This window comes from Shigella sp. FC1544 (genome assembly GCF_001722145.1).
In the GTDB taxonomy this organism is placed as follows: domain Bacteria; phylum Pseudomonadota; class Gammaproteobacteria; order Enterobacterales; family Enterobacteriaceae; genus Escherichia; species Escherichia coli.
Window position 1 is genome coordinate 1 of the sequence record NZ_MECT01000377.1, and the last position, 25,861, is coordinate 25,861.

The following is a 25,861-nucleotide window of genomic DNA, read 5'->3' on the forward strand; positions in this document are numbered from 1 at the left end:
TTTCTGGTGCGTACCGGGCTGAGAGGCGGTGTAAGTGAACTGTAGTTGCCATGTTTTACGGCAATGAGAGCAGAGATAGCGCTGATGTCCGGCAGTGCTTTTGCCGTTACGCACCACGCCTTCAGTAGCGGAGCAGGAAGGACATCTGATGGAAATGGAAGCCACGCAAGCACCTTAAAATCACCATCATACACTAAATCAGTAAGTTGGCAGCATTACCCAGCAGCTATTACACCTTTTATCTGATGCAAAAATTCGGATTATCTATCCAGAATGCCCAGCTTCATCTGTTTGCCTTCCTGTTTGCCGTTGCGGCAGGTACGGTGATCGGCGGGCCTGTAGGGGATAAAATTGGACGGAAATATGTGATTTGGGGCTCTATCCTCGGCGTTGAGCCGTTTACGCTGATTTTACCCTACGCCAGCCTGCACTGGACGGGGGTTTTAACGGTGATTATTGGATTTATCCTCGCTTCGGCATTCTCTGCCATTCTGGTCTACGCTCAGGAGCTACTTCCGGGACGTATCGGTATGGTTTCTGGACTCTTTTTCGGTTTTGCTTTTGGCATGGGAGGTCTGGGAGCGGCAGTTCTGGGGCTTATCGCCGATCACACCAGAATCGAGTTAGTCTATAAAATCTGTGCTTTCCTGCCACTATTGGGGATGTTGACCATATTCCTGCCTGATAACCGGCATAAAGACTGATTTCATTGCAGCCAAAGGCAAACTTTGGCTGCATCGTTTTACAGTCGCCATAAGCCTTTCCTCTGTTAAACCGCCTTCTGTTTTCCGATCCATGCTTTTTTTGCAGCAAATTCCATTTTTCTGCAAAATTCAATAATTATTCATGAACATCATCAATGAAATTGTCATAAACTATTACCTGTAATTTTGGTTTTCCCGGCCAAAAATGGACAATAACCACCAGGAAAAGGAGACGGAATGCATCACGCCACCCCGCTTATCACCACCATTGTTGGCGGCCTTGTGCTCGCCTTTATCCTCGGCATGCTGGCCAATAAACTACGTATTTCTCCTCTGGTGGGATATCTGTTAGCGGGTGTGCTGGCAGGACCATTCACTCCGGGCTTTGTTGCCGATACCAAGCTTGCGCCGGAACTGGCTGAACTGGGCGTCATTCTGTTGATGTTTGGCGTCGGTTTGCACTTTTCGCTGAAGGATTTGATGGCGGTAAAGGCCATCGCCATTCCCGGTGCGATCGCCCAGATAGCCGTGGCGACGCTGCTGGGTATGGCGCTCTCTGCCGTGCTGGGCTGGTCGTTAATGACCGGTATCGTGTTCGGTTTATGTCTTTCCACCGCCAGTACCGTGGTGTTACTGCGCGCACTTGAAGAACGGCAATTAATTGACAGTCAGCGTGGGCAAATCGCCATCGGTTGGTTGATTGTGGAAGACCTGGTAATGGTTCTGACGCTGGTGTTGCTGCCCGCAGTGGCAGGAATGATGGAACAGGGCGATGTGGGCTTTGCCACTCTTGCAGTCGATATGGGGATCACCATCGGCAAAGTGATCGCATTTATCGCCATTATGATGCTGGTAGGTCGCCGTCTGGTGCCGTGGATTATGGCACGCAGCGCGGCAACCGGTTCTCGCGAGCTGTTTACCCTGTCGGTGCTGGCGCTGGCGTTAGGGATTGCCTTTGGTGCGGTAGAGCTGTTTGATGTCTCCTTTGCACTCGGTGCGTTCTTTGCCGGGATGGTACTGAACGAGTCTGAACTGAGTCACCGTGCCGCCCACGATACGCTGCCATTGCGCGACGCGTTTGCGGTGCTGTTTTTTGTCTCCGTCGGGATGTTGTTTGATCCGTTAATTCTGATTCAGCAACCGCTGGCAGTGCTGGCGACGCTGGCGATTATTCTGTTTGGTAAGTCGTTAGCCGCATTTTTCCTGGTGCGACTGTTTGGTCACTCCCAACGTACGGCATTAACCATCGCCGCCAGCCTGGCGCAGATTGGTGAGTTCGCGTTTATCCTGGCGGGACTGGGAATGGCATTGAATTTACTGCCGCAGGCCGGACAAAACCTGGTACTGGCAGGGGCGATCCTGTCGATTATGCTCAACCCGGTACTGTTCGCACTACTGGAGAAATATCTGGCGAAGACCGAAACGCTGGAAGAGCAGACGCTGGAAGAGGCAATCGAAGAAGAGAAGCAGATCCCAGTGGATATTTGCAACCATGCGCTACTGGTGGGTTACGGTCGTGTAGGCAGCCTGCTGGGGGAGAAATTGCTCGCCTCTGATATTCCGCTGGTGGTGATTGAGACGTCACGAACCCGTGTTGATGAGCTGCGAGAGCGCGGGGTCCGCGCAGTATTGGGCAATGCGGCGAACGAAGAAATTATGCAACTGGCGCATCTGGAATGTGCAAAATGGCTGATCCTGACGATTCCCAACGGTTATGAAGCGGGTGAGATTGTGGCATCTGCCCGCGCGAAAAATCCGGATATTGAGATTATTGCCCGCGCCCATTATGACGATGAAGTGGCGTATATCACCGAACGTGGTGCGAATCAGGTAGTGATGGGCGAGCGTGAAATCGCCCGTACCATGCTGGAACTGCTGGAAACGCCACCGGCGGGTGAGGTGGTGACGGGGTAAACGGTGGTTGCCGGATGTAAAATATGAAAAATATGTAGGCATGATAAGACGCGCCAGCGTCGCATCAGGCATCGAGAGCCAAATGCCAGATGCGGCGTGAACGCCTTATCTGGCCTACGAACCGACGATAACTTAACGATCCCAGTAAGACTCTTCCAGGCTGTCTTCACGCTCCGGCAAGCCGCGCGTTAAACGAGGTGAATGCTGGTTCAGTACCTGATAGCTCACACGGTTAGCATATTTACACACCTGCGCTAACGATGAATAAGTTAACCAGGTGAATTTATGTTTGCTGGAGTTTGGTACGTTGCTACGATGGTAGCTGTTGGCGGTAATGTCATGCAGCAACGCTGCCAATGCGCCATCCCCCGCTCCATTAGTGTTCATGATTTTTTCCGGCCCGCCCATGTACGGCGCAATGTGCGAATATACACGCAGCGGATTCTGGCAATCCTTGTGGCGCATGGCGCGGCTAAACTCATACTGGTTGAATTCCGCTATAGCGCCCGGCAGCAGCGGATGCTGGGTTTTACGTTTCGCTTCGTCTTCGGTAAAGCCCGCCATATACAAGCCGATTGGCCCGGCGGTGCACAGCACCAGATCTACCCAGTCCAGCGCCTTGTCAGATGCCAACAACGGATCGCTTTCTCCGGTCAACGCTTCGGCTTCATCTTCGTTCATCGCAAGGATAGAGACGTGATCTTTGAGGAATTGCTGCCACCACTGCGGATTCTCGGCAATGACAAACTTGGTGCCCAGCGTCAGCACCACCGGTACGTTATATTTCTTCGCGTACTCAATGGCTTTCATGGTTGCTTCCGGCATGGGTTCACCCGGTTTGCAACGCACCAGATAAGAGGTGAGAACCAGTGCCGAGGCTCCGGCAATCACATCTTCCGGAATGCTTTCAGCCCGCAGCTGGTTCATGTGGCCTGGACTGATAGCAAAGGTACGTTCCCCGGACTCGCCAATCAGCGTAAAGCAACGACCAATCGGGCCATCCACGCCTTGTAGATAGTTAAGATCGGTACGGCTGGAAGTGTTACACAGGTAACGATAGGCATAACTGCCAATTTCAATATTGCTGCACATGACGCCCAGCAGCACCGAACGGTCGTCCGCGAGCACCGAGTAGTTGTGCATGGTGTTACCAATGGTGCCACCCGCAAACTGATGGGTAATCAGGTTTTTCTGTTTTAGCTCCTGATAAAGCGCTTCGGCTACGTCATCCTCAATCACCAGTGAATGCCCGGCGCTTAATCCATAACGCTCAATGAATTCATCATCCACTTTCGCTTCAATATCGACCAGCGTCTGGTCAATACCTACGACCCAGGCGGCGCTGGTTTCGTTTTCTGGCTGGAATTGCTGAAGCAGCGGATCGCGTGCATTTACAGGGAAGTAATGTTTGGATTTACGTTTACCGGGAAATTTCATGGTTGTTTTTACGGGTGGTTAACTGAGCGGCGAATGTTAACACAATCTGACGGGAGCGCGCGAGACGCAGCCAGTTTCAATATCAGCAGGCGGGATCGCATTTTCATGGCAGTGGTTCCTTACAATGACGTAATTTGAAAGGAGTTTTTGTATGAAGCCGGAAAACAAACTACCTGTTCTGGACCTTATTTCTGCTGAAATGAAGACCGTTGTGAATACTCTTCAGCCGGATTTACCGTCCTGGCCCGCAACGGGAACGATTGCTGAGCAACGACAGTATTACACGCTTGAGCGCCGATTCTGGAATGCGGGCGCTCCAGAAATGGCAACCAGAGCTTACATGGTTCCAACAAAATATGGGCAGGTGGAAACACGTCTCTTTTGTCCGCAGCCAGATAGCCCGGCGACGCTATTTTATTTGCATGGAGGCGGTTTTATTCTCGGCAATCTCGATACCCACGATCGCATCATGCGCCTGCTGGCAAGCTACAGCCAATGTACGGTGATTGGTATTGATTACCCCCTTTCACCTGAAGCGCGTTTTCCGCAAGCGATAGAGGAAATTGTGGCTGCTTGTTGTTATTTCCACCAGCAGGCGGAGGATTATCAAATCAATATGTCCCGCATTGGCTTTGCCGGTGATTCCGCAGGTGCCATGCTGGCGCTCGCCAGTGCGTTGTGGTTGCGTGATAAACAGATCGATTGCGGTAAAATTGCGGGTGTTTTGCTGTGGTATGGGCTTTACGGATTACGGGATTCCGTGACTCGTCGTCTGTTGGGCGGTGTCTGGGATGGCTTAACGCAACAGGATTTGCAGATGTATGAAGAGGCGTATTTAAGCAACGACGCGGACCGCGAGTCACCGTATTACTGTCTGTTTAATAATGATCTCACTCGCGAAGTTCCGCCCTGTTTTATTGCCGGGGCGGAGTTCGATCCGCGGCTGGATGACAGCCGTCTGCTTTACCAGACGTTAGCGGCGCATCAGCAGCCCTGTGAGTTCAAACTCTACCCAGGTACGCTGCATGCCTTTTTGCATTATTCACGAATGATGAAAACCGCCGACGAGGCTCTTCGCGACGGCGCTCAGTTCTTTACCGCTCAGCTTTAGCGATACGCGGCAACAAGATTAGCCATCATTTCGATATGTTCTGGCGTGGCATTAAGCGCTGGAATATATTCATATTTTTTCCCGCCGGCACCGAGGAAGACCTCACGGTTTTGCTCGGCAATCTCTTCCAGCGTCTCCAGACAATCCGCAGCAAAGCCCGGGCACATCACCTGTATATGACCTACGCCTTTTTCTCCGAGCATTTTCAGCGTTTCGTCGGTATAAGGCATCAGCCAGGGTTCCCGGCCAAAGCGCGACTGAAAGGTCATCATCACTTTTTCCGGTGCCATCCCCAGTGCGGAAGCCAGTTCGCGAGTCGTTGTGCGGCAACGTTGCGGGTAATCATCGCCTTCATCTGCATAACGCTGGGGAATGCCATGATAAGAGAGCAGCAGCAGATCCGGTTCGCCATGTTTGGCAAAAGAAGCGCGTACGCTGTTCGCCAGTGCATTAATGTAATCGTGGTTATCGGCGTAATCACGAATAAACGATATCCCCGGAATGCTACGTTTGCGCGCCAGAATGCGTGCCAGTTCATCCCATACCGCACCGACCGTAGAACAGGAGAATTGCGGATAAAGCGGCATCACCACAATATGATCTACATGCTCTGCCAGGAGTTCATCGACGGCGCTTTCCAGTGATGGCGAGCCGTAGCTCATTCCCAGCGCTACGGGCGTCTCCGGTAAACGTTGTGCCAGCGCCTGCTGTTGCTGGCGGCTGTAAACCATCAGCGGCGAGCCACCTTCCATCCAGACAGAGGCATACAGCTTCGCCACACGCGGCGAGCGCAGCGGCAAAATAACGCCGCGCAGCAATGGCCACCATAACAACCGTGAGGTATCAACCACGCGTCTGTCGCTTAAAAATTGTTTCAGATAGCGTTTTACCGCTTCAGGTGTGGGGGCATCGGGCGTACCCAGGTTTGCCAGCAGGATACCGGTTTTAGTCTGACGCATTACCGCCTCTTATCGATTCAACTTGTTGATAATTGTAGCGGAAAAGTGAGGAAGAAGAACTAATTGCTGTGAGAGGTATTGCCTGAGGTGGATGAGCAGACCTGCCCGAAAGCAGATCTGCTGCGGCTTGATTAGCCGAGGATTTTTTCCAGATCAGCGCGAACTTCAGCAACCGGCTTGGTGCCGTCAACTTTCGCGTATTTGGTGTTACCCGCTTCCGCTTCTTTGGAGTAGTAGCCGATCAGCGGTGCAGTCATCTGATGGTATTCAACCAGACGTTTACGTACGGTTTCTTCCTGATCGTCTTTACGGGTAGTCAGTTCTTCACCGGTAACGTCGTCTTTGCCTTCTACTTTCGGCGGATTGAATTTAACGTGATAAACACGACCAGACGGCGCATGAACGCGGCGGCCTACGATACGATCAACAATCAGTTCGTCCGGTACGTCGAATTCCAGAACGTAATCAACATTGATGCCCGCTTCTTTCATCGCGTCTGCCTGCGGAATGGTACGCGGGAAGCCGTCCAACAGGAAACCATTACGGCAGTCTTCCTGAGCAATGCGCTCTTTAACCAGCGCGATCACCAGTTCGTCGGTGACCAGTTTGCCAGCATCCATAATGTCTTTTGCTTGTTTACCCAGCTCGGAGCCAGATTTGACCGCAGCACGCAGCATATCGCCAGTGGAGATTTGCGGAATACCATATTTCTCCATGATGAACTGAGCCTGAGTCCCTTTCCCCGCGCCCGGAGCGCCAAGCAGAATGATACGCATTGCGAAAATCCCCTTAAAATGTGTCGAATTTTTTGAAAAAGCGATAAACGATACCACCAACAGGCGATTGCCTCAAGAAAGGCACCTGAGGCTGAAACGGTTAATGGCGAGATAATTTGCGGAAAGTGCAGATGATGAAAAGAAAAATGCCGGATGACACAAAGGTCATCCGGCATGACATCAGGAAACCAGCAGCTGGTTCATACGACGAATAAACAGGTTCGGATCTTCCAGCGTGCCGCGTTCTGCCAGCAGCGCCTGATCCAGCAGCAGTTCTACCCACTCGCTGAACTTCGCTTCATCTTCAGTATCTGCCGCACGTTTCACCAGTACGTGATCCGGGTTCAGTTCGAAGATGTATTTCACTTCTGGCACTTTCTGGCCCGCCGCAGCGAACAGTTTCGCCATCTGAGTGCTCATTTCGTCCGCGTCGGTCGAAACGATCGCTGGCGTATCGGTCAGACGGTGAGTCAGACGGACATCTTTCACGCGCTCGCCGAGCAAGGCTTTCACACGGTCGATGAACGGAGTCAGTGCTTTCTCCGCTTCTTTCGCGCTCTCATCAACTTCGTCAGCCAGTTTTTCCAGCGACTCGTCAACTTTAGACACCGACTGGAACGGTTTACCGTCGAACTCAGTCAGATAGTTCATCATCCACTCATCGATGCGGTCGGAAAGCAGCAGAACTTCGATGCCTTTCTTACGCAGCAGTTCCAGGTGCGGGCTGCTCTTCGCTGCCGCATAGCTGTCTGCGGTGATGTAGTAGATTTTCTCCTGCCCTTCTTTCATGCGGGAAACGTAGTCTTCCAGAGATACGGTCTGCGCAGAAGAATCGGTATGGGTAGAAGCAAAACGCAGCAGTTTGGCGATCGCTTCCTGGTTAGCGAAATCTTCCGCCGGACCTTCTTTCAGTACCAGGCCAAACTGTTGCCAGAAGGTCTGGTATTTTTCCGCGTCGTCTTTCGCCAGTTTTTCCAGCATTTGCAGCACACGCTTGGTCAGCGCATTGCGCAGGTTACGCGTTACCGTGCTGTCCTGGAGGATTTCACGGGAAACGTTCAGCGGCAGATCGCTGGAGTCAATCAGACCACGCACGAAGCGCAGATAGTTCGGCATGAACTGTTCTGCGTCGTCCATGATGAACACACGCTGGACGTACAGTTTCAGGCCGTGTTTATGATCACGGTTCCACATATCCCACGGAGCCTGGGACGGGATGTACAGCAGGCTGGTGTACTCCTGCTTACCTTCAACGCGGTTGTGGCTCCAGGTCAGCGGATCATTAAAGTCGTGGGCGATGTGTTTGTAGAACTCTTTGTACTCTTCATCGGTGATTTCCGACTTGTTACGAGTCCACAGCGCCTGCGCTTTGTTGATTTTCTCCCAGGAGATAACGGTTTCGCCGTCTTTCTCTTCGCGTTTTTCGATCTCTACCGGCAGCGCGATATGGTCGGAGTATTTGCTGATGATGGAACGCACGCGCCAGTCATCGAGGAACTCGTCTTCGCCTTCACGCAGATGCAGGGTGATTTCAGTACCACGATCTTCTTTGGTGATGTCGGCAACGGTATATTCACCTTCGCCAGCCGATTCCCAGAAGACGCCGTTTTCTGGTTTTTCGCCTGCCGCGCGAGTACGCACAGTCACTTTGTCGGCCACGATAAACGCAGAGTAGAAACCAACACCAAACTGACCGATCAGCTGGCTGTCTTTCGCCTGGTCAGAACCCAGGGATTCGAGGAATGATTTGGTACCGGATTTAGCGATAGTCCCCAGATGGTCAATCACTTCGTCGCGGGTCATCCCCACGCCGTTATCGGAGATGGTCAGCGTGCGCTTGTCTTTATCGAAAGAGACACGAACGCGCAGTTCGCCATCACCTTCGTACAGGTCCGGGTTAGATAGCGCACGGAAACGCAGCTTGTCCGCCGCATCGGAGGCGTTAGAGATAAGCTCACGCAGGAAGATTTCTTTATTGGAATAGAGAGAATGGATCATCAGGTGCAGAAGCTGTTTCACTTCTGACTGAAAACCACGAGTTTCTTGTCCTTTCATGTAGGTCTACCTCAATAATGCCATTTTAAGGTTAAAAACAGGATGAGGGAGAGATGGGGACAAGGGAGAATAATTTCAAGCGAGAGCAGGTGATCCTGCTCTCGTTTGCTTAAAAACGAATCTTATGACGCCCGGCAAGGGAGTGTGACAGCGTGGTGCCATCGACCATTTCCAGTTCGCCGCCAACCGGTACGCCATGAGCGATTCGGCTGGCTTCCACGTCATATTGCGCGCAAAGCTCGGCAATGTAGTTAGCGGTAGCTTCACCTTCAACCGTGGGATTGGTGGCGAGGATCACTTCAGTGATTTTTTCCTCTGCCAGACGCTGTTCCAGACGATCAAGCCCGATATCATCCGGACCGATGCCGTCCAGCGGTGACAGATGCCCCATCAACACAAAATAACGACCAGAAAACTGCCCCGTCTGCTCAATGGCGTAGATGTCCGCCGGACTCTCCACCACACAGATTTGACCGTTTTCCTGACGACGCGGATTCGAACAGATGTTACAGACTTCCTGTTCGGTGAAAGTGCGGCAATCGGCGCAGTGGCCGATTTCCGACATCGCCCGGGTGAGCGCCTGCGCCAGACGCATCCCGCCGCTACGATCGCGCTGAAGCAGCGTGAACGCCATACGCTGCGCCGACTTCGGGCCAACGCCCGGCAGACAGCGCAGTGCTTCCATAAGCTGTGTTAACAGCGGGCTGGTTTGCATCAGAACGGCATCTTAAAGCCAGGCGGCAGCTGCATTCCGGAGGATACAGAGGCCATTTTTTCTTTCTGCGTTTCTTCAATACGACGTGCTGCGTCGTTGAATGCTGCAGCCACCAGGTCTTCCAGCATCTCTTTGTCGTCTTCCAGCAGGCTCGGGTCGATCTCTACGCGACGGCAGTTGTGTGCACCGTTGATGGTCACTTTTACCAGACCTGCGCCAGATTCGCCGGTGACTTCCAGCTGCGCGATCTCTTCCTGCATTTTCTGCATTTTTTCTTGCATCTGCTGGGCTTGCTTCATCAGGTTACCCAGACCGCCTTTACCAAACATAGGTTTCTCTCTCAATCACGTTAAGGATGACGAACGTAAGCTGTGCTTACGATCAAATGGGGCGGATACTTTCTTCATCCAGCTCCGCATCGAAGAACCGACGCAGGGTCTGAATATTATTATCCGCAATAATGGACTCGCGCGCCTGCGCAAGTTTTTCTTCGTATATCGCCTGACGCCATTCCAGCGGCGTACGCACCGCGGGATTATCATCTTCAACGATAGTCAGTTCAACCGTTGAACCTTTTAACGTGCTCAACGCTTCAGCCAGTTTTTGCTGCGCACCGCGGTTGTTCAAATGCCGCTGAGAGGAGCGCAAATGCAGACATACTGCGTTGTCGCTCTCCTCTTTCCAGGCATTTAAGGCCACCTGTTCGACCAGTTTTGGTAGCGAAAGTTGACTCACCTGTGCCGCCCACGGGTCGCGCTCAATGGCTTCTGCCGCTAGCTTCGCCGCCAGTTCCGGCGTTTTTTCATGTTCCAGCGCTTTTTTCAGCGCCTTCGGCGTGGCGACCACTTCTTTTTGCTGCATCACCGGAGTGGTCGCCTTCCAGCGATACGCTTCTTTTTTGGCTGGCGCTTTTTCCAGCGCCGATGGCACCGGACGCGCCTGAACGCGATCGGTGACCGAAGCCAGTCTTTCCAGCGCAGCGTTATTCACGGCCGCGCGCGGGTAGCGGCTGCCGGTTCACTCTTTTTTGCTTTGGTTGCTCCCTGCACGCGCTGCAACTGCTGGCGCGCCGCCAGCACCTGGCTGGTGGTTTCCGGGAGCGGTACAGTCGGTGCCTGCTGCGGCGCTGATTGCGGTTGCGGCGGCACCTGGGTTGGCGTCATTACTGCCGTTGGCGCGACGGGTGCAAAGGACTGGCGCGGCACTTCTGGCTCAGGCAGAGGCATACGTGGATGGAACGCCAGCGCGCGCAGCAGCGTCATCTCAACGCCCATGCGGCGGTCCGGCGCATACGGTAATTCTTTGCGACCAATCAACAGCGTCTGATAGTAAAGCTGAATATCCGTCGGCGGTATGGTGCGCGCCAGTTCACGCATCCGCAGCTCAATGGCGGCCATGTCGTTGCCAAGTGCAGCAGGCGAAAGTTGTACCATCGCAATACGATGCAACAGGCCGAGCATTTCCACCAGCAACGCTTCCCACTCGATACCACGGGCAGCGGCTTCATTAATCAGCGCCATTACGCGCTCGCCGTTGGCCTCGACCATCGCTTCAACCAGCGACAGCGCCTGATCGTCATCAAGCGTACCCAGCATCGCACTGACTGCCTGGGTTGAAACCTGGCCGTCACCGCTGGCAATCGCCTGGTCGGTCAGACTTAAGGCATCTCGCAGGCTGCCTTCAGCGGCGCGCGCCAGCAATTGCAACGCCCGCGGCTCGTGAGCGATATGTTCTTCGTTGAGGATGTGCTCAAGTTGATGGCGAATTTGCTCGACATCCAGCGCCTTGAGATGAAATTGCAAACAGCGCGACAAAATCGTCACCGGCAATTTCTGTGGATCGGTCGTCGCCAGCAGAAACTTAACGTGCTCCGGCGGCTCTTCAAGGGTTTTTAACAGTGCGTTAAAGCTGTGGCGCGACAGCATATGCACTTCGTCGATCAGATAAACTTTGAAACGACCACGCGCCGGAGCGTACTGGACGTTATCCAGCAGGTCGCGGGTATCTTCAACTTTGGTGCGCGAGGCGGCGTCGATTTCAATCAGATCGACAAAGCGCCCCTGCTCGATTTCACGACAGTTATCGCACACGCCGCACGGCGTCGCGGTAATGCCGGTTTCGCAGTTTAGCCCCTTCGCCAGCAGTCGGGCGATAGAGGTTTTTCCGACGCCACGGGTACCGGAAAAAAGATAAGCATGATGAATACGCCCTAACGACAAGCCGTTCGCCAGTGCGGTCAGCACATGTTCCTGGCCGACGACGTCAGCAAAGGTTTGTGGGCGCCATTTTCGGGCTAAGACCTGATAACTCATTGGCAGGCTCTGAAACGCAGGAAGGTGGATTCACGAAGGGGTAATGCTAACACAGCCCCGTCAGAACGGCGAGGCTGAATGCACATCTTGTGCTGTCCGTAGCGTGGGCAGCACAAGACTGGCGATAATTAATGGCCCGGGAACGGGACAAGGCTGTAGCTGGTAATGCCCTGTTTTTCGAGACGCTGTTCGCCGCCGAGATCGAACAGGTTGATAATGAACGCAGCGTCAGCCACTTCACCACCCAGACGACGGATCAGTTTAACGGTCGCTTCGATAGTGCCGCCGGTTGCCAGCAGATCGTCCACCACCAGAACTTTGTCGCCCGGTTTGATGGCATCAACGTGGATCTCCAGCTGATCGGTGCCGTATTCCAGGTCGTAAGTTTCACTGATGGTTTCACGCGGCAGTTTGCCCGGTTTACGGACCGGTACAAAGCCAACGCCCAGACCCAGAGCTACCGGAGCGCCAAACAAGAAGCCACGCGCTTCGGTGCCGACAACTTTGGTAATGCCCGCATTTTTGTAACGCTCAACCAGCAAGTCGATGCTGAGAGCGTAAGCTTTCGGGTCTTCCAGTAAGCTGGTGACATCGCGGAAAAGAATGCCGGGTTTTGGGTAGTCCTGAATGCTTTTGATGCTATTTTTGAGATACTCAAGCTGCTGTGCAGTCGCGGTCATAAGTGTATGCCTGCTTGTTACGGTGGTACTCACGGCGCGTTTTAAACGTATCAAAAGTAACAGTTGTTTAACCTTTGACCGCCTGCGCCTGTGCTCGAAAACGCCAGAATGTACTGGCTGTACGCAATAATTGCAACTGCGATTGTTGTGCTTCAGTGCTTTTCTTGCTTTTCATCAATCACCGGAATTCGCCACATATAGAAAAGCAAACAGGCGAGAATTACCAGCAACATGATGCGCACCCATGGCATCTGGACGAACCACAGAGAAATGGCAAACGTGAGCAAAATAAGCAAAATCGCCCGCGGTTTGACGCCGCGCGGCATCGCATGATGTTTCTGCCAGAAACGTAGATAGCTGCCAAACCATCAGCGGTACAGCAACCAGGCGTGAAAGCGCGGGGAAGAACGGGCAAAGCACCAGGCCGCCAGCAGGATAAACGGCGTCGTCGGTAATACCGGTAATACCGGTAATACCACGCCCAGCGTACCCAGCACTACCGCCAGCCAGCCAATGATGATTAAAATGATTCGTTGCATATTGAGTGTTGTCAGCTTACAGAGTGGCTACTTTAGCATAACAATTATCATTTTCATTGAGGTCTTATCGTGAAAACCGCCCTGCTGCTGGAAAAACTGGAAGGACAGCTCGCTACGCTGCGTCAGCGTTGTGCCCCGGTAGCGCAATTTGCCACGCTAAGTGCCCGTTTTGACAGACACCTTTTTCAAACCCGTGCGACAACACTGCAGGCTTGTCTCGATGAGGCGGGCGATAATCTGGCTGCGCTTCGTCATGCAGTTGAGCAGCAACAGCTGCCGCAAGTGGCCTGGCTGGCGGAACATCTGGCGGCACAACTGGAAGCCATCGCGCGTGAAGCCTCCGCCTGGTCATTGCGCGAGTGGGACAGTGCGCCACCGAAAATTGCCCGCTGGCAGCGTAAACGTATTCAGCATCAGGATTTTGAGCGGCGGCTACGTGAGATGGTTGCCGAACGCAGAGCCCGCCTGGCGCGGGTGACCGATCTCGTGGAACAGCAAACGCTGCATCGTGAAGTGGAAGCCTATGAAGCGCGCCTGGCACGCTGCCGCCATGCGCTGGAAAAAATCGAAAACAGGCTAGCGCGCTTAACCCGCTAGCAATGGAGAGAGTATGTCACTGGAAAATGCCCCTGACGATGTCAAACTGGCTGTCGATTTGATTGTGCTGCTGGAAGAAAATCAGATCCCAGCCCGCACCGTGCTGCGCGCGCTGGATATTGTAAAACGCGATTATGAAAAGAAATTAACGCGCGATGATGAGGCGGAAAAGTGAGAAATAAATGGGGCCGCTAAATGTCCCCTAAGATTGTGGGCAAACGCAAAACTGCCTGATGCGCTACGCTTATCAGGCCTACACCGCTCCTGCAATACATTGAATTCTTGCGGTTTCGTAGGCCGGATAAGGCGGTCACGCCGCATCCGGCATGAACAACGCGCACTTTGTCAGTAATCTCGGGGCAACTAAATGTCGCCCCCTTTGGTTATTACCCTACCGCTGGCGTCGGGTCATCGCCTTTGTAGTCGCGTTTTACTTCCGTCACCTCATCGCCCTTCTCGTTGTGCAGATGCACTTCAAGCTGGTTAAAGGCAATGTTGATGTCGTTTTCACGGCACAGCTGATCGATAGTACGGTTCAGCTCATCGACAGTACGACTACGGTCACGCAGTTCACGCACATACAGACGCAGCTCATGATCCAACGTGCTGGCACCAAACGCCGTAAAGAAGACTTCCGGCATTGGTTCGTGCATCACCCTTGGGTGCTCAGTCGCCGCCTTCAGTAACACTTTACGCACTTTTTCCAGATCGGAGCCATAGGCCACGCCGAGACGGATCACCAGACGCGTAGTAGTGTCAGTCAACGACCAGTTGATCAGACGCTCGGTAACAAACGCTTTGTTCGGGATGATCACTTCTTTGCGATCGAAATCGGTAATCGTTGTCGCACGAATACGGATCTTACTTACCGTCCCCGAGAAGCTACCAATGGTTACCGTATCGCCAATACGCACCGGACGTTCGAACAGAATGATCAAACCGGAGACGAAGTTACCGAAAATTTCTTGTAAACCAAAACCAAGACCTACGGATAATGCTGCCGCCAGCCACTGGAGTTTATCCCAAGAGACGCCCAGCGATCCGAACACCGTCATCGCACCAACGGCAATAATGATGTAGTTAAGGATGGTAGTAATGGCATACGACGCGCCCTGGCGCATATTCAGTCGCGAGAGCACCAGCACTTCCAGCAAACCAGGCAGGTTGCGAATCAACGCCCAGGCCACCATTGAGGCGATAATCGCAAACAACAGACTGCCCATGGTGACGTTTTTCACCACCGCAGCGCCAGCTTCAGTACCGTTGTAATGCCAGAGCGTAATGCTGTCGAGATAGCTGAACACGGTGATCAAATCGGACCAAATTGCCCAGAACATGACACCGAACAGCGCAAACATCAGCAACATGGTAATACGCAGCGTCTGCTGGTTAACCTGTTCCAGTGCAATGGTGGGTTCTTCCGGCGGTTCGGCACCTTCTGCGCCCTCTTTCACCAGATTCTGCCGACGCGCCAGCGCACGACGCCAGGCGATACGCCGCGCCGCTACGCTTAAGCCGCGCAATACCGTCTGGTAGAGCAAGTTCCAGATGATCACCAGATAAACGGTTTCAATCCAACGCCCGGAGAGGCGCAGCGTGGTGTAGAAATAACCCGTGGCAGTCAGCACCATCAATGCAATCGGGATAATCGACAGCACGGTAATGGTGACCAGTCGCATGGTGTGCGACTCTTTATCACGCCAGCTTTCGCGGCACATTGGCCATACCAGGAAGGCAATCAGCAGCAGGTTGAAGAAAATCATCGCTTGCCCCAGCACATCATCCATCAGATGCAGCGGGGAAAGTTCTGCCACCACAGACCAGAAATGGATAGGCAGCAATGCGAGACTGATGCGGACAATTTGCCGACGCCAGTGGCTGGTCTGCTGTTCCGGCATGCCGAAGTGACGCACGGCAACGCCGTTCTTCTCCAGTACCTTCCAGCACAGGCCAAACACCAGCCAGAAAATCGCCAGTTTTTTGCTGAACGACCATAGCAGTTCGCTGATGTTGAGCTGCATGGTCAACAGAATCAGGCCAACCGCGAGAATAATCAGGCACACCGGCAGCGCGCGGATCAGGTCGATAAGGATCGCTTTTGGTGTGTTAAGCTGGCTATCGTTACGCAGGGAACCCACAGCGGAAGCCAGTTTTTGTTGATACGCTTTCAGCCAGCCCAGACGCCAGTGGATCAGCCCGGCAATCAACAGCAGCGGCAAACCGGCGAGGAAAGCGATAAAAACGGCAGGCCAGGCTTTTTCCCAGTTCACCGTGATTTTCATCGACTTAAATTCATCTTTCAGGCTTTGCGGGAACGCTTTGATCCAGTCCCAGTCCATTGGACGGTTACTGTTCACCCAAAAGATTTGCTGAGTCAGGATGGATTTCAGGTTTTTCGATACGCTCATTAACTGCTGCTGGTTGATTTGCAGGTTAATGGCCATCATCAGCTGGTTACCCAACTGTTTGTTGAGTTGATCCAGCAATTCGCGACGCATATCAACCACTTGCAATAACGCATCGTGAACTTCGCTGTTGACTTCGTTGGTGTGACCTTCTTCCAGTTTGTTGACGAACGCATCGCTCTGGAAGAGTGCATCACGCTGCTGGTTAACTTCAAACTGTTCGAGACGCAAATCCGCGATGCGGTTGGTCATGTTTTCCAGTTCATCCGCCGAGGGCAGCGTTTGTTGTTGCTGGTAAAGGATACGAGACAACAGCAGGCTGCCCTTCAGGACGGCAATCTGCTCTTTAATATTGCGTTCCGATTGCAGCGCCCGCTCCAGCCAGTTTTTGACTTTAATGTTTTGCTGCATCAACTGATTACCGTTTTCAGTCGCGGTAATCAGACGCTGACTTAACTGCTGGTTAATTTCCAGTTCCTGTTTCACCAGCGGATTAGCCTGAATACGCGCGGCTTCATCCGGGGAGACGGCTTCCTGCGCCGTTTTTTCAGTTAAAGTCAGGCGCTTGCTGTTTACCGCTTCTTGCAACAGCTGCAACTGGTGCTCCAGACGGGCGCTGTTCGCCGTCACGTAATCACGTTGCTTTTGCAAGGTATCCTGCAAGACGGTGTTCCCTTCCAGGCTTTTACGCTGCTGGTCAATCTCCGCATTCAGCAACGCCTGCTGAGCCTGCATTAACACTTTCTGGCTGGGACGTAAGGCAGTCTCGCCGACATCAGTCCCATCCAGACGACTGCGAATTTGTTGCAGCTGCTGCGAAGCGTTATACATCGCATTTTGCACGCGTTCGGGCTGCGTCTGTAACGAAACCAGCTGGCTGTTATAAGACGCCAGATCGTTTTGTGCGTTTTGCAAATCGTCCAGCGCCTGGGCAACGCGAGTTTCCAGCTGGCGCAACGAAAGCGTACTCAGAATTTTGCGCGTTTCTTCGTCGTTATCGACATCGCTAAGTGCTGTTAACGCCGCGGTCGCCTGGCGCATTTTTTCCGGCGCTTCAGCGACTTTTTGCCGTAGCTGAACTGTCTCTTCTTTTATGCGATCGATTTTATCGAGGGTGGCTAATGTATCTGTCAGATCCTGCTGCTCCAGTTTGTCCTGAGCAGAAAGATCTTTTTGTTTATTTAGTGAGTCAAGTTGCGCCTGCAGGTCCGCTTTTGTCGGCAGATCACCATTCGATGACGCCCGCGCAAACGCCGTGTTCTGGCATAACAAGACAAAAACAAAAGCAATAAATGCTGAAAAAACAAAATGCCGTGATCGTTTGTAATACTGGAACATAGTCATGATGAATGAAGGTTTCTGAACCTGAAGAACGACCTGAAAAAGTCAAACCGCAAGAATATCACGACGCAGTGAACCAGAATAGCAACGACGAAAATGTCCAGGAAAAATCCTGGAGTCAGATTCAGGGTTATTCGTTAGTGGCAGGATTACGAAGCGTGGGGCACAGGAGATACATCTCCAGTAAGATGGCGACGTAATCGCGGGCTTCTTTTTTAAGATCAAAAGATTGCGGGGCAAAGAGCCAGTTTTCCATCAGGCCGGAAATATAGCCGCGCATAATAATTGCTGCCCGACGCGTCATTAAATCCGCAGGCAACATTTTCGCTTCAATACAATGTTTTAACGTTTGTTCTATACGGTCATAACTTTCCAGACAGAGATTACGTTGTGCCTGTTGCACAACAGCCATTTCTCCGACAAATTCGCATTTGTGGAATATAATCTCCATCAATAATCGACGTCGTTCTTCTGTCACCGTGGATTCAAGAACATGAATTAATATCTCTCTTAATACTGAGAGTGGATCGCCAGGGAATTTTGCCTGATACTCAAGCTCTAGTTCACCAATATTGGATTCTGACAGTTCCCAGATCTCACTGAACAAATCCGACTTGTCTTTAAAATGCCAGTAGATTGCACCGCGCGTAACGCCAGCTGCTTTTGCAATCTCACCCAGCGAGGTGGATGATACCCCCTGCTGTGAGAAAAGACGTAGAGCCACATCGAGGATGTGTTGGCGCGTTTCTTGCGCTTCTTGTTTGGTTTTTCGTGCCATATGTTCGTGAATTTACAGGCGTTAGATTTACATACATTTGTGAATGTATGTACCATAGCACGACGATAATATAAACGCAGCAATGGGTTTATTAACTTTTGACCATTGACCAATTTGAAATCGGACACTCGAGGTTTACATATGAACAAAAACAGAGGGTTTACGCCTCTGGCGGTCGTTCTGATGCTCTCAGGCAGCTTAGCCCTAACAGGATGTGACGACAAACAGGCCCAACAAGGTGGCCAGCAGATGCCCGCCGTTGGCGTAGTAACAGTCAAAACTGAACCTCTGCAGATCACAACCGAGCTTCCGGGTCGCACCAGTGCCTACCGGATCGCAGAAGTTCGTCCTCAAGTTAGCGGGATTATCCTGAAGCGTAATTTCAAAGAAGGTAGCGACATCGAAGCTGGTGTCTCTCTCTATCAGATTGATCCTGCGACCTATCAGGCGACATACGACAGTGCGAAAGGTGATCTGGCGAAAGCCCAGGCTGCAGCCAATATCGCGCAATTGACGGTGAATCGTTATCAGAAACTGCTCGGTACTCAGTACATCAGTAAGCAAGAGTACGATCAGGCTCTGGCTGATGCGCAACAGGCGAATGCTGCGGTAACTGCGGCGAAAGCTGCCGTTGAAACTGCGCGGATCAATCTGGCTTACACCAAAGTCACCGCTCCGATTAGCGGTCGCATTGGTAAGTCGAACGTGACGGAAGGCGCATTGGTACAGAACGGTCAGGCGACTGCGCTGGCAACCGTGCAGCAACTTGATCCGATCTACGTTGATGTGACCCAGTCCAGCAACGACTTCCTGCGCCTGAAACAGGAACTGGCGAATGGCACGCTGAAACAAGAGAACGGCAAAGCCAAAGTGTCGCTGATCACCAGTGACGGCATTAAGTTCCCGCAGGACGGTACGCTGGAATTCTCTGACGTTACCGTTGATCAGACCACTGGGTCTATCACCCTACGCGCTATCTTCCCGAACCCGGATCACACTCTGCTGCCGGGTATGTTCGTGCGCGCACGTCTGGAAGAAGGGCTTAATCCAAACGCTATTTTAGTCCCGCAACAGGGCGTAACCCGTACGCCGCGTGGTGATGCCACCGTACTGGTAGTTGGCGCGGATGACAAAGTGGAAACCCGTCCGATCGTTGCAAGCCAGGCTATTGGCGATAAGTGGCTGGTGACAGAAGGTCTGAAAGCAGGCGATCGCGTAGTAATAAGTGGGCTGCAGAAAGTGCGTCCTGGTGTCCAGGTAAAAGCACAAGAAGTTACCGCTGATAATAACCAGCAAGCCGCAAGCGGTGCTCAGCCTGAACAGTCCAAGTCTTAACTTAAACAGGAGCCGTTAAGACATGCCTAATTTCTTTATCGATCGCCCGATTTTTGCGTGGGTGATCGCCATTATCATCATGTTGGCAGGGGGGCTGGCGATCCTCAAACTGCCGGTGGCGCAATATCCTACGATTGCACCGCCGGCAGTAACGATCTCCGCCTCCTACCCCGGCGCTGATGCGAAAACAGTGCAGGACACGGTGACACAGGTTATCGAACAGAATATGAACGGTATCGATAACCTGATGTACATGTCCTCTAACAGTGACTCCACGGGTACCGTGCAGATCACCCTGACCTTTGAGTCTGGTACTGATGCGGATATCGCGCAGGTTCAGGTGCAGAACAAACTGCAGCTGGCGATGCCGTTGCTGCCGCAAGAAGTTCAGCAGCAAGGGGTGAGCGTTGAGAAATCATCCAGCAGCTTCCTGATGGTTGTCGGCGTTATCAACACCGATGGCACCATGACGCAGGAGGATATCTCTGACTACGTAGCGGCGAATATGAAAGATGCCATCAGCCGTACGTCGGGCGTGGGTGATGTTCAGTTGTTCGGTTCACAGTACGCGATGCGTATCTGGATGAACCCGAATGAGCTGAACAAATTCCAGCTAACGCCGGTTGATGTCATTACCGCCATCAAAGCGCAGAACGCCCAGGTTGCGGCGGGTCAGCTCGGTGGTACGCCGCCGGTGAAAGGCCAACAGCTTAACGCCTCTATTATTGCTCAGACGCGTCTGACCTCTACTGAAGAGTTCGGCAAAATCCTGCTGAAAGTGAATCAGGATGGTTCCCGCGTCCTGCTGCGTGATGTGGCGAAGATTGAGCTGGGTGGTGAGAACTACGACATCATCGCAGAGTTTAACGGCCAACCGGCTTCCGGTCTGGGGATCAAGCTGGCGACCGGTGCAAATGCGCTGGATACCGCTGCGGCAATCCGTGCTGAACTGGCGAAGATGGAACCGTTCTTCCCGTCGGGTCTGAAAATTGTTTACCCGTACGACACCACGCCGTTCGTGAAAATCTCTATTCACGAAGTGGTTAAAACGCTGGTCGAAGCGATCATCCTCGTGTTCCTGGTTATGTATCTGTTCCTGCAGAACTTCCGCGCGACGTTGATTCCGACCATTGCCGTACCGGTGGTATTGCTCGGGACCTTTGCCGTCCTTGCCGCCTTTGGCTTCTCGATAAACACGCTAACAATGTTCGGGATGGTGCTCGCCATCGGCTTGTTGGTGGATGACGCTATCGTTGTGGTAGAAAACGTGGAGCGTGTTATGGCGGAAGAAGGTTTGCCGCCAAAAGAAGCTACCCGTAAGTCGATGGGGCAGATTCAGGGCGCTCTGGTCGGTATCGCGATGGTACTGTCAGCGGTATTCGTACCGATGGCCTTCTTTGGCGGTTCTACTGGTGCTATCTATCGTCAGTTCTCTATTACCATTGTTTCAGCAATGGCGCTGTCGGTACTGGTAGCGTTGATCCTGACTCCGGCTCTTTGTGCCACCATGCTGAAACCGATTGCCAAAGGCGATCACGGGGAAGGTAAAAAAGGCTTCTTCGGCTGGTTTAACCGCATGTTCGAGAAGAGCACGCACCACTACACCGACAGCGTAGGCGGTATTCTGCGCAGTACGGGGCGTTACCTGGTGCTGTATCTGATCATCGTGGTCGGCATGGCCTATCTGTTCGTGCGTCTGCCAAGCTCCTTCTTGCCAGATGAGGACCAGGGCGTATTTATGACCATGGTTCAGCTGCCAGCAGGTGCAACGCAGGAACGTACGCAGAAAGTGCTCAATGAGGTAACGCATTACTATCTGACCAAAGAAAAGAACAACGTTGAGTCGGTGTTCGCCGTTAACGGCTTCGGCTTTGCGGGACGTGGTCAGAATACCGGTATTGCGTTCGTTTCCTTGAAGGACTGGGCCGATCGTCCGGGCGAAGAAAACAAAGTTGAAGCGATTACCATGCGTGCAACACGCGCTTTCTCGCAAATCAAAGATGCGATGGTTTTCGCCTTTAACCTGCCCGCAATCGTGGAACTGGGTACTGCAACCGGCTTTGACTTTGAGCTGATTGACCAGGCTGGCCTTGGTCACGAAAAACTGACTCAGGCGCGTAACCAGCTGCTTGCAGAAGCAGCAAAGCATCCTGATATGTTGACCAGCGTACGTCCAAACGGTCTGGAAGATACCCCGCAGTTTAAGATTGATATCGACCAGGAAAAAGCGCAGGCGCTGGGTGTTTCTATCAACGACATTAACACCACTCTGGGCGCTGCATGGGGCGGTAGCTATGTGAACGACTTTATCGACCGCGGTCGTGTGAAGAAAGTTTACGTCATGTCAGAAGCGAAATACCGTATGCTGCCGGATGATATCGGCGACTGGTATGTTCGTGCTGCTGATGGTCAGATGGTGCCGTTCTCGGCATTCTCCTCTTCTCGTTGGGAGTACGGTTCGCCGCGTCTGGAACGTTACAATGGCCTGCCATCCATGGAAATCTTAGGCCAGGCGGCACCGGGTAAAAGTACCGGTGAAGCAATGGAGCTAATGGAACAACTGGCGAGCAAACTGCCTACCGGTGTTGGCTATGACTGGACGGGGATGTCCTATCAGGAACGCCTCTCCGGCAACCAGGCACCTTCACTGTACGCGATTTCGTTGATTGTCGTATTCCTGTGTCTGGCGGCGCTGTACGAGAGCTGGTCGATTCCGTTCTCCGTTATGCTGGTCGTTCCGCTGGGGGTTATCGGTGCGTTGCTGGCTGCCACCTTCCGTGGCCTGACCAATGACGTTTACTTCCAGGTAGGCCTGCTCACAACCATTGGGTTGTCGGCGAAGAACGCGATACTTATCGTCGAATTCGCCAAAGACTTGATGGATAAAGAAGGTAAAGGTCTGATTGAAGCGACGCTTGATGCAGTGCGGATGCGTTTACGTCCGATCCTGATGACCTCGCTGGCGTTTATCCTCGGCGTTATGCCGCTGGTTATCAGTACTGGTGCTGGTTCCGGCGCGCAGAACGCAGTAGGTACCGGTGTAATGGGCGGGATGGTGACCGCAACGGTACTGGCAATCTTCTTCGTTCCGGTATTCTTTGTGGTGGTTCGCCGCCGCTTTAGCCGCAAGAATGAAGATATCGAGCACAGCCATACTGTCGATCATCATTGATACAACGTGTAATCACTAAGGCCGCGCAAGCGGCCTTTTTTATGCATAACCTACGAACATTAAGGAGTAATTGAACCACCAACTCAGGATCTCATACGAAAACCAGTATTAACCACGGATAAAATTCATAAAAAATACTCATTGTTAGTTAATTTATATTAAGTAGCGCTAATAGATTTAATAATCCATAATCATTTAGAGGCTATTCTTAATTATTTGCGGTAATTCTTTATTCATTCCTCGGTTATTACGTCATATTCAGAGCAATCCTGGTATTAGTGTCACCAATTTCATCTGGCGATAATCCTGAAATGTTATGAACAGTTCGAGCAAACTGCTTTTACCTGCTGCGGGTTAGTGCTAGTATGAAAAAGTGAGTCCTGTCCCGATTCCTTCCTAATTGTAATTTTTCGTAATAATGCGATGAAAACCTGCAAAGAGTGGCTTATAGTTAAGCTAACAAACGAGAGGGCAAGTCCAGGTCAGTAAGTTTTTTCCATCCCGAAAGGTGTCCGTTAGTTCAACCGCTAAGAAGGGGACGCGTTATGGATGAATACTCACCCAAAAGACATGATATCGCACAGCTTAAGTTTCTCTGTGAAACCCTGTATCATGACTGCCTTGCAAACCTTGAAGAAAGCAATTATGGCTGGGTTAACGACCCAACCTCGGCGATCAACCTCCAGTTGAATGAACTGATTGAGCATATTGCGACCTTCGCACTTAATTACAAAATTAAGTATAATGAAGACAATAAGCTCATTGAGCAGATCGACGAATATCTGGATGACACCTTTATGTTGTTCAGTAGTTATGGTATTAATATGCAGGATCTTCAGAAATGGCGGAAGTCAGGTAATCGACTATTCCGTTGTTTTGTCAATGCGACGAAAGAGAATCCTGCGAGTTTATCTTGTTAGTATTATTACAACCATGGGTAGAAGTATGTCCGAAAAACCTTTAACGAAAACCGATTATTTAATGCGTTTACGTCGTTGCCAGACAATTGACACGCTGGAGCGTGTTATCGAGAAAAATAAATACGAATTATCAGATAATGAACTGGCGGTATTTTACTCAGCCGCAGATCACCGCCTCGCCGAATTGACCATGAATAAACTATACGACAAGATCCCTTCCTCAGTATGGAAATTTATTCGCTAATAAATAATTCGCTTTCGGAGCTATAACCGGCTGTTTATTAAGAATTTTATACTTTTTCACCATGAAGACATACCCTATGTGATCTTTATCACACAGATGTAATGGGAACGTTCTGTTCACTGACTTTTCGTCTTACTGTGTTGCCGCATTTTCAGCAACCGGAGGTCAGTAATGAGCACAGAAAAAGAAAAGATGATCGCTGGTGAGTTGTATCGCTCGGCAGATGAGACGTTATCTTGCGATCGCCTGCGCGCTCGTCAGCTTATTCACCGATACAATCATTCCCTGGCGGAAGAGCACACATTACGCCAGCAAATTCTCGCTGATTTATTCGGTCAGGTGACAGAGGCTTATATTGAGCCAACGTTTCGCTGTGATTATGGCTATAACATTTTTCTCGGCAATAATTTTTTCGCCAACTTCGATTGCGTGATGCTTGATGTCTGCCCTATTCGCATCGGTGATAACTGTATGTTGGCACCAGGCGTTCATATCTACACGGCAACACACCCCATCGACCCTGTAGCACGTAATAGCGGTGCTGAACTGGGGAAACCCGTCACCATCGGTAATAACGTCTGGATTGGCGGACGCGCGGTCATTAACCCTGGTGTGACCATTGGTGATAACGTCGTGGTAGCTTCAGGTGCAGTTGTCACAAAAGGTGTCCCGGACAACGTTGTCGTGGGCGGTAATCCAGCCAGAATAATTAAAAAATTGTAATCGGTTTTTCGCAACTGTTATGCAAAATTGTGGTAGATCTGTTACTTCCCCTCTACTATACCCACGTTAAAATAGGGTGTTCCCTGGAAAGTTGCAGATACCACGAAGGCAAACGATGACCGAAATACAACGCCTGCTGACCGAAACGATTGAGTCTCTGAATACCCGCGAAAAACGCGACAACAAACCCCGCTTTAGTATCAGTTTTATCCGTAAACATCCGGGGCTGTTTATCGGTATGTACGTTGCTTTTTTTGCCACCCTGGCGGTGATGTTGCAGTCCGAAACGCTGTCAGGCTCTGTCTGGCTACTGGTTGTATTATTTATCCTGCTTAATGGTTTCTTCTTTTTCGATGTCTACCCACGCTACCGCTATGAAGATATCGACGTGCTGGATTTCCGCGTTTGCTATAACGGCGAATGGTACAACACGCGCTTTGTACCTGCCGCGCTGGTTGAAGCCATCTTGAACTCTCCGCGTGTCGCGGATGTTCATAAGGAACAACTGCAAAAAATGATCGTCCGTAAAGGTGAACTGTCTTTTTACGATATTTTTACCCTCGCTCTCGCCGAATCAACATCTTAAGTTAGGGTTACATACCAGGCGTAAAGCTCTGCGCTTGGTCAAATGACAATGATCGTTTCCACCCATCACTTCATGAAATACCAGCTCTACCTCCTTATCTCCTGCCAGCCTTTTTCCACAATCAGATATACTTTCCCTACACTGTGTTAATAAGGATATTCTGGTGAGAACACGACATCTAGTCGGCCTTATTTCGGGAGTACTGATTCTTTCAGTATTGCTGTAGACTGGCCCCCTGAATCTCCAGACAACCAGTATCACTTAAATAAGTGATAGTCTTAATACTAGTTTTTAGACTAGTCATTGGAGTACAGATGATTGATGTCTTAGGGCCGGAGAAACGCAGACGGCGTACCACACAGGAAAAGATCGCAATTGTTCAGCAGAGCTTTGAACCGGGGATGACGGTCTCCCTCGTTGCCCGGCAACATGGTGTAGCAGCCAGCCAGTTATTTCTCTGGCGTAAGCAATACCAGGAAGGAAGTCTTACTGCTGTGGCCGCCGGAGAACAGGTTGTTCCTGCCTCTGAACTTGCTGCCGCCATGAAGCAGATTAAAG

At 51.7% G+C, this 25,861-nt stretch carries 21 protein-coding genes, 3 pseudogenes and 1 other annotated feature; of the genes and pseudogenes, 12 read left to right on the forward strand and 12 right to left on the reverse strand.

Going from position 1 to position 25,861, the window contains the following annotated elements; all coding sequences use genetic code 11:
- The coding region (locus BGK49_RS27735) for an IS1 family transposase (RefSeq protein WP_047664789.1) at nt 1-165 on the reverse strand (165 nt) is incomplete at its 3' end.
- A 56-nt stretch (nt 166-221) separates the two neighbouring features.
- On the opposite strand from BGK49_RS27735, the pseudogene fsr reads away from it, so the two are divergent.
- Together fsr and ybaL are read left to right on the forward strand one after the other, a co-directional pair.
- Nucleotides 222-704: pseudogene (fsr, locus tag BGK49_RS16555) on the forward strand (fosmidomycin MFS transporter); the annotation flags it as partial.
- A 237-nt stretch (nt 705-941) separates the two neighbouring features.
- The gene (ybaL, locus tag BGK49_RS16560; RefSeq protein WP_000546228.1) at nt 942-2,618 is read left to right on the forward strand and encodes a YbaL family putative K(+) efflux transporter; all 1,677 of its coding nucleotides are present in this window, start codon (nt 942-944) and stop codon (nt 2,616-2,618) included.
- 132 nt (nt 2,619-2,750) lie between these two features.
- Here ybaL and gsk read toward each other — a convergent pair whose 3' ends face one another.
- Nucleotides 2,751-4,055, reverse strand: coding sequence for an inosine/guanosine kinase (gene gsk / locus BGK49_RS16565; protein ID WP_000671574.1), 1,305 nt, complete (start codon nt 4,053-4,055; stop codon nt 2,751-2,753).
- 151 nt (nt 4,056-4,206) lie between these two features.
- Between gsk and aes the strand changes: the two genes are divergently transcribed.
- Entirely contained in the window at nt 4,207-5,166 is a 960-nt protein-coding gene (aes, locus tag BGK49_RS16570; RefSeq protein ID WP_000801834.1) for an acetyl esterase, read from the forward strand.
- Here the strand turns inward: aes and hemH are convergent.
- The 8 genes and pseudogenes from hemH to BGK49_RS16610 all read right to left on the reverse strand — a co-directional run bounded on the left by hemH (nt 5,163) and on the right by BGK49_RS16610 (nt 13,202).
- A complete protein-coding gene (gene hemH / locus BGK49_RS16575) occupies nt 5,163-6,125 on the reverse strand; it encodes a ferrochelatase (RefSeq protein ID WP_001250119.1) in 963 nt (320 codons plus the stop codon). The genes aes and hemH overlap by 4 nt on opposite strands.
- A 131-nt stretch (nt 6,126-6,256) precedes the next feature.
- On the reverse strand, nt 6,257-6,901 hold the full coding sequence (adk, locus tag BGK49_RS16580) for an adenylate kinase (RefSeq protein WP_001220233.1): 645 nt from the start codon (nt 6,899-6,901) through the stop codon (nt 6,257-6,259).
- A 180-nt stretch (nt 6,902-7,081) separates the two neighbouring features.
- Entirely contained in the window at nt 7,082-8,956 is a 1,875-nt protein-coding gene (htpG, locus tag BGK49_RS16585) for a molecular chaperone HtpG (protein ID WP_000678201.1), read from the reverse strand.
- Between the two features lie 109 nt (nt 8,957-9,065).
- Entirely contained in the window at nt 9,066-9,671 is a 606-nt protein-coding gene (gene recR, locus BGK49_RS16590) for a recombination mediator RecR (protein WP_001195025.1), read from the reverse strand.
- Nucleotides 9,671-10,000, reverse strand: coding sequence for a YbaB/EbfC family nucleoid-associated protein (locus tag BGK49_RS16595; protein ID WP_000467098.1), 330 nt, complete (start codon nt 9,998-10,000; stop codon nt 9,671-9,673). Before BGK49_RS16595 ends, recR begins: the two co-directional genes overlap by 1 nt.
- Before the next feature lie 52 nt (nt 10,001-10,052).
- A pseudogene (gene dnaX / locus BGK49_RS16600) lies at nt 10,053-11,983 on the reverse strand (DNA polymerase III subunit gamma/tau).
- Nucleotides 10,656-10,719 (reverse strand) — a sequence feature (DnaX frameshifting element). It overlaps the preceding pseudogene by 64 nt.
- A 128-nt stretch (nt 11,984-12,111) precedes the next feature.
- A complete protein-coding gene (gene apt / locus BGK49_RS16605) occupies nt 12,112-12,663 on the reverse strand; it encodes an adenine phosphoribosyltransferase (RefSeq protein ID WP_000127356.1) in 552 nt (183 codons plus the stop codon).
- Nucleotides 12,664-12,815: 152 nt separating this feature from the next.
- Nucleotides 12,816-13,202: pseudogene (locus BGK49_RS16610) on the reverse strand (DUF454 family protein).
- A 69-nt stretch (nt 13,203-13,271) separates the two neighbouring features.
- Between BGK49_RS16610 and priC the strand changes: the two are divergent.
- Entirely contained in the window at nt 13,272-13,799 is a 528-nt protein-coding gene (priC, locus tag BGK49_RS16615) for a primosomal replication protein N'' (RefSeq protein WP_000844848.1), read from the forward strand.
- A gap of 13 nt (nt 13,800-13,812) precedes the next feature.
- Nucleotides 13,813-13,974: a pleiotropic regulatory protein RsmS gene (gene rsmS / locus BGK49_RS16620; RefSeq protein ID WP_000051146.1), complete on the forward strand. Its 162-nt coding sequence runs from the start codon at nt 13,813-13,815 to the stop codon at nt 13,972-13,974.
- A 211-nt stretch (nt 13,975-14,185) separates the two neighbouring features.
- On the opposite strand, the gene mscK is transcribed toward rsmS, so the two are convergent.
- Together mscK and acrR are read right to left on the reverse strand one after the other, a co-directional pair.
- Nucleotides 14,186-17,548, reverse strand: coding sequence for a mechanosensitive channel MscK (gene mscK, locus BGK49_RS16630; RefSeq protein ID WP_000177709.1), 3,363 nt, complete (start codon nt 17,546-17,548; stop codon nt 14,186-14,188).
- A 127-nt stretch (nt 17,549-17,675) separates the two neighbouring features.
- Complete coding sequence (acrR, locus tag BGK49_RS16635; protein WP_000101737.1) at nt 17,676-18,323, reverse strand: multidrug efflux transporter transcriptional repressor AcrR; 648 nt, start codon at nt 18,321-18,323, stop codon at nt 17,676-17,678.
- A 141-nt stretch (nt 18,324-18,464) separates the two neighbouring features.
- Between acrR and acrA the strand changes: the two genes are divergently transcribed.
- From acrA to BGK49_RS16670, 7 genes are all read left to right on the forward strand, one after another.
- Entirely contained in the window at nt 18,465-19,658 is a 1,194-nt protein-coding gene (gene acrA, locus BGK49_RS16640) for a multidrug efflux RND transporter periplasmic adaptor subunit AcrA (protein ID WP_024258559.1), read from the forward strand.
- A gap of 22 nt (nt 19,659-19,680) precedes the next feature.
- Nucleotides 19,681-22,830, forward strand: coding sequence for an efflux RND transporter permease AcrB (acrB, locus tag BGK49_RS16645; protein ID WP_001132469.1), 3,150 nt, complete (start codon nt 19,681-19,683; stop codon nt 22,828-22,830).
- Between the two features lie 545 nt (nt 22,831-23,375).
- A complete protein-coding gene (gene tomB, locus BGK49_RS16650; protein WP_000344809.1) occupies nt 23,376-23,750 on the forward strand; it encodes an Hha toxicity modulator TomB in 375 nt (124 codons plus the stop codon).
- Nucleotides 23,751-23,775: 25 nt separating this feature from the next.
- Nucleotides 23,776-23,994 carry an HHA domain-containing protein gene (locus tag BGK49_RS16655; protein ID WP_001291435.1) on the forward strand — a complete coding sequence of 73 codons (219 nt, stop codon included), beginning with the start codon at nt 23,776-23,778 and terminating at the stop codon, nt 23,992-23,994.
- A gap of 171 nt (nt 23,995-24,165) precedes the next feature.
- Nucleotides 24,166-24,717 (forward strand): maltose O-acetyltransferase, encoded by a 552-nt coding sequence (gene maa, locus BGK49_RS16660; RefSeq protein ID WP_000102546.1) that lies wholly within the window; start codon nt 24,166-24,168, stop codon nt 24,715-24,717.
- Between the two features lie 115 nt (nt 24,718-24,832).
- On the forward strand, nt 24,833-25,303 hold the full coding sequence (locus tag BGK49_RS16665) for a YlaC family protein (protein ID WP_005039856.1): 471 nt from the start codon (nt 24,833-24,835) through the stop codon (nt 25,301-25,303).
- Between the two features lie 314 nt (nt 25,304-25,617).
- A partial coding sequence (locus BGK49_RS16670) for a transposase (protein WP_000567704.1) occupies nt 25,618-25,861 on the forward strand: 244 nt, incomplete at its 3' end.

What these genes read in the sequence shown, in the direction of transcription:
- ybaL (WP_000546228.1), top strand. Translation starts at nt 942, where the DNA reads ATGCATCACGCCACCCCGCTTATCACCACCATTGTTGGCGGCCTTGTG.
- gsk (WP_000671574.1), bottom strand. Translation starts at nt 4,055, where the DNA reads ATGAAATTTCCCGGTAAACGTAAATCCAAACATTACTTCCCTGTAAAT.
- aes (WP_000801834.1), top strand. Translation starts at nt 4,207, where the DNA reads ATGAAGCCGGAAAACAAACTACCTGTTCTGGACCTTATTTCTGCTGAA.
- hemH (WP_001250119.1), bottom strand. Translation starts at nt 6,125, where the DNA reads ATGCGTCAGACTAAAACCGGTATCCTGCTGGCAAACCTGGGTACGCCC.
- adk (WP_001220233.1), bottom strand. Translation starts at nt 6,901, where the DNA reads ATGCGTATCATTCTGCTTGGCGCTCCGGGCGCGGGGAAAGGGACTCAG.
- htpG (WP_000678201.1), bottom strand. Translation starts at nt 8,956, where the DNA reads ATGAAAGGACAAGAAACTCGTGGTTTTCAGTCAGAAGTGAAACAGCTT.
- recR (WP_001195025.1), bottom strand. Translation starts at nt 9,671, where the DNA reads ATGCAAACCAGCCCGCTGTTAACACAGCTTATGGAAGCACTGCGCTGT.
- BGK49_RS16595 (WP_000467098.1), bottom strand. Translation starts at nt 10,000, where the DNA reads ATGTTTGGTAAAGGCGGTCTGGGTAACCTGATGAAGCAAGCCCAGCAG.
- apt (WP_000127356.1), bottom strand. Translation starts at nt 12,663, where the DNA reads ATGACCGCGACTGCACAGCAGCTTGAGTATCTCAAAAATAGCATCAAA.
- rsmS (WP_000051146.1), top strand. Translation starts at nt 13,813, where the DNA reads ATGTCACTGGAAAATGCCCCTGACGATGTCAAACTGGCTGTCGATTTG.
- mscK (WP_000177709.1), bottom strand. Translation starts at nt 17,548, where the DNA reads ATGACTATGTTCCAGTATTACAAACGATCACGGCATTTTGTTTTTTCA.
- acrR (WP_000101737.1), bottom strand. Translation starts at nt 18,323, where the DNA reads ATGGCACGAAAAACCAAACAAGAAGCGCAAGAAACGCGCCAACACATC.
- acrA (WP_024258559.1), top strand. Translation starts at nt 18,465, where the DNA reads ATGAACAAAAACAGAGGGTTTACGCCTCTGGCGGTCGTTCTGATGCTC.
- acrB (WP_001132469.1), top strand. Translation starts at nt 19,681, where the DNA reads ATGCCTAATTTCTTTATCGATCGCCCGATTTTTGCGTGGGTGATCGCC.
- tomB (WP_000344809.1), top strand. Translation starts at nt 23,376, where the DNA reads ATGGATGAATACTCACCCAAAAGACATGATATCGCACAGCTTAAGTTT.
- BGK49_RS16655 (WP_001291435.1), top strand. Translation starts at nt 23,776, where the DNA reads ATGTCCGAAAAACCTTTAACGAAAACCGATTATTTAATGCGTTTACGT.
- maa (WP_000102546.1), top strand. Translation starts at nt 24,166, where the DNA reads ATGAGCACAGAAAAAGAAAAGATGATCGCTGGTGAGTTGTATCGCTCG.
- BGK49_RS16665 (WP_005039856.1), top strand. Translation starts at nt 24,833, where the DNA reads ATGACCGAAATACAACGCCTGCTGACCGAAACGATTGAGTCTCTGAAT.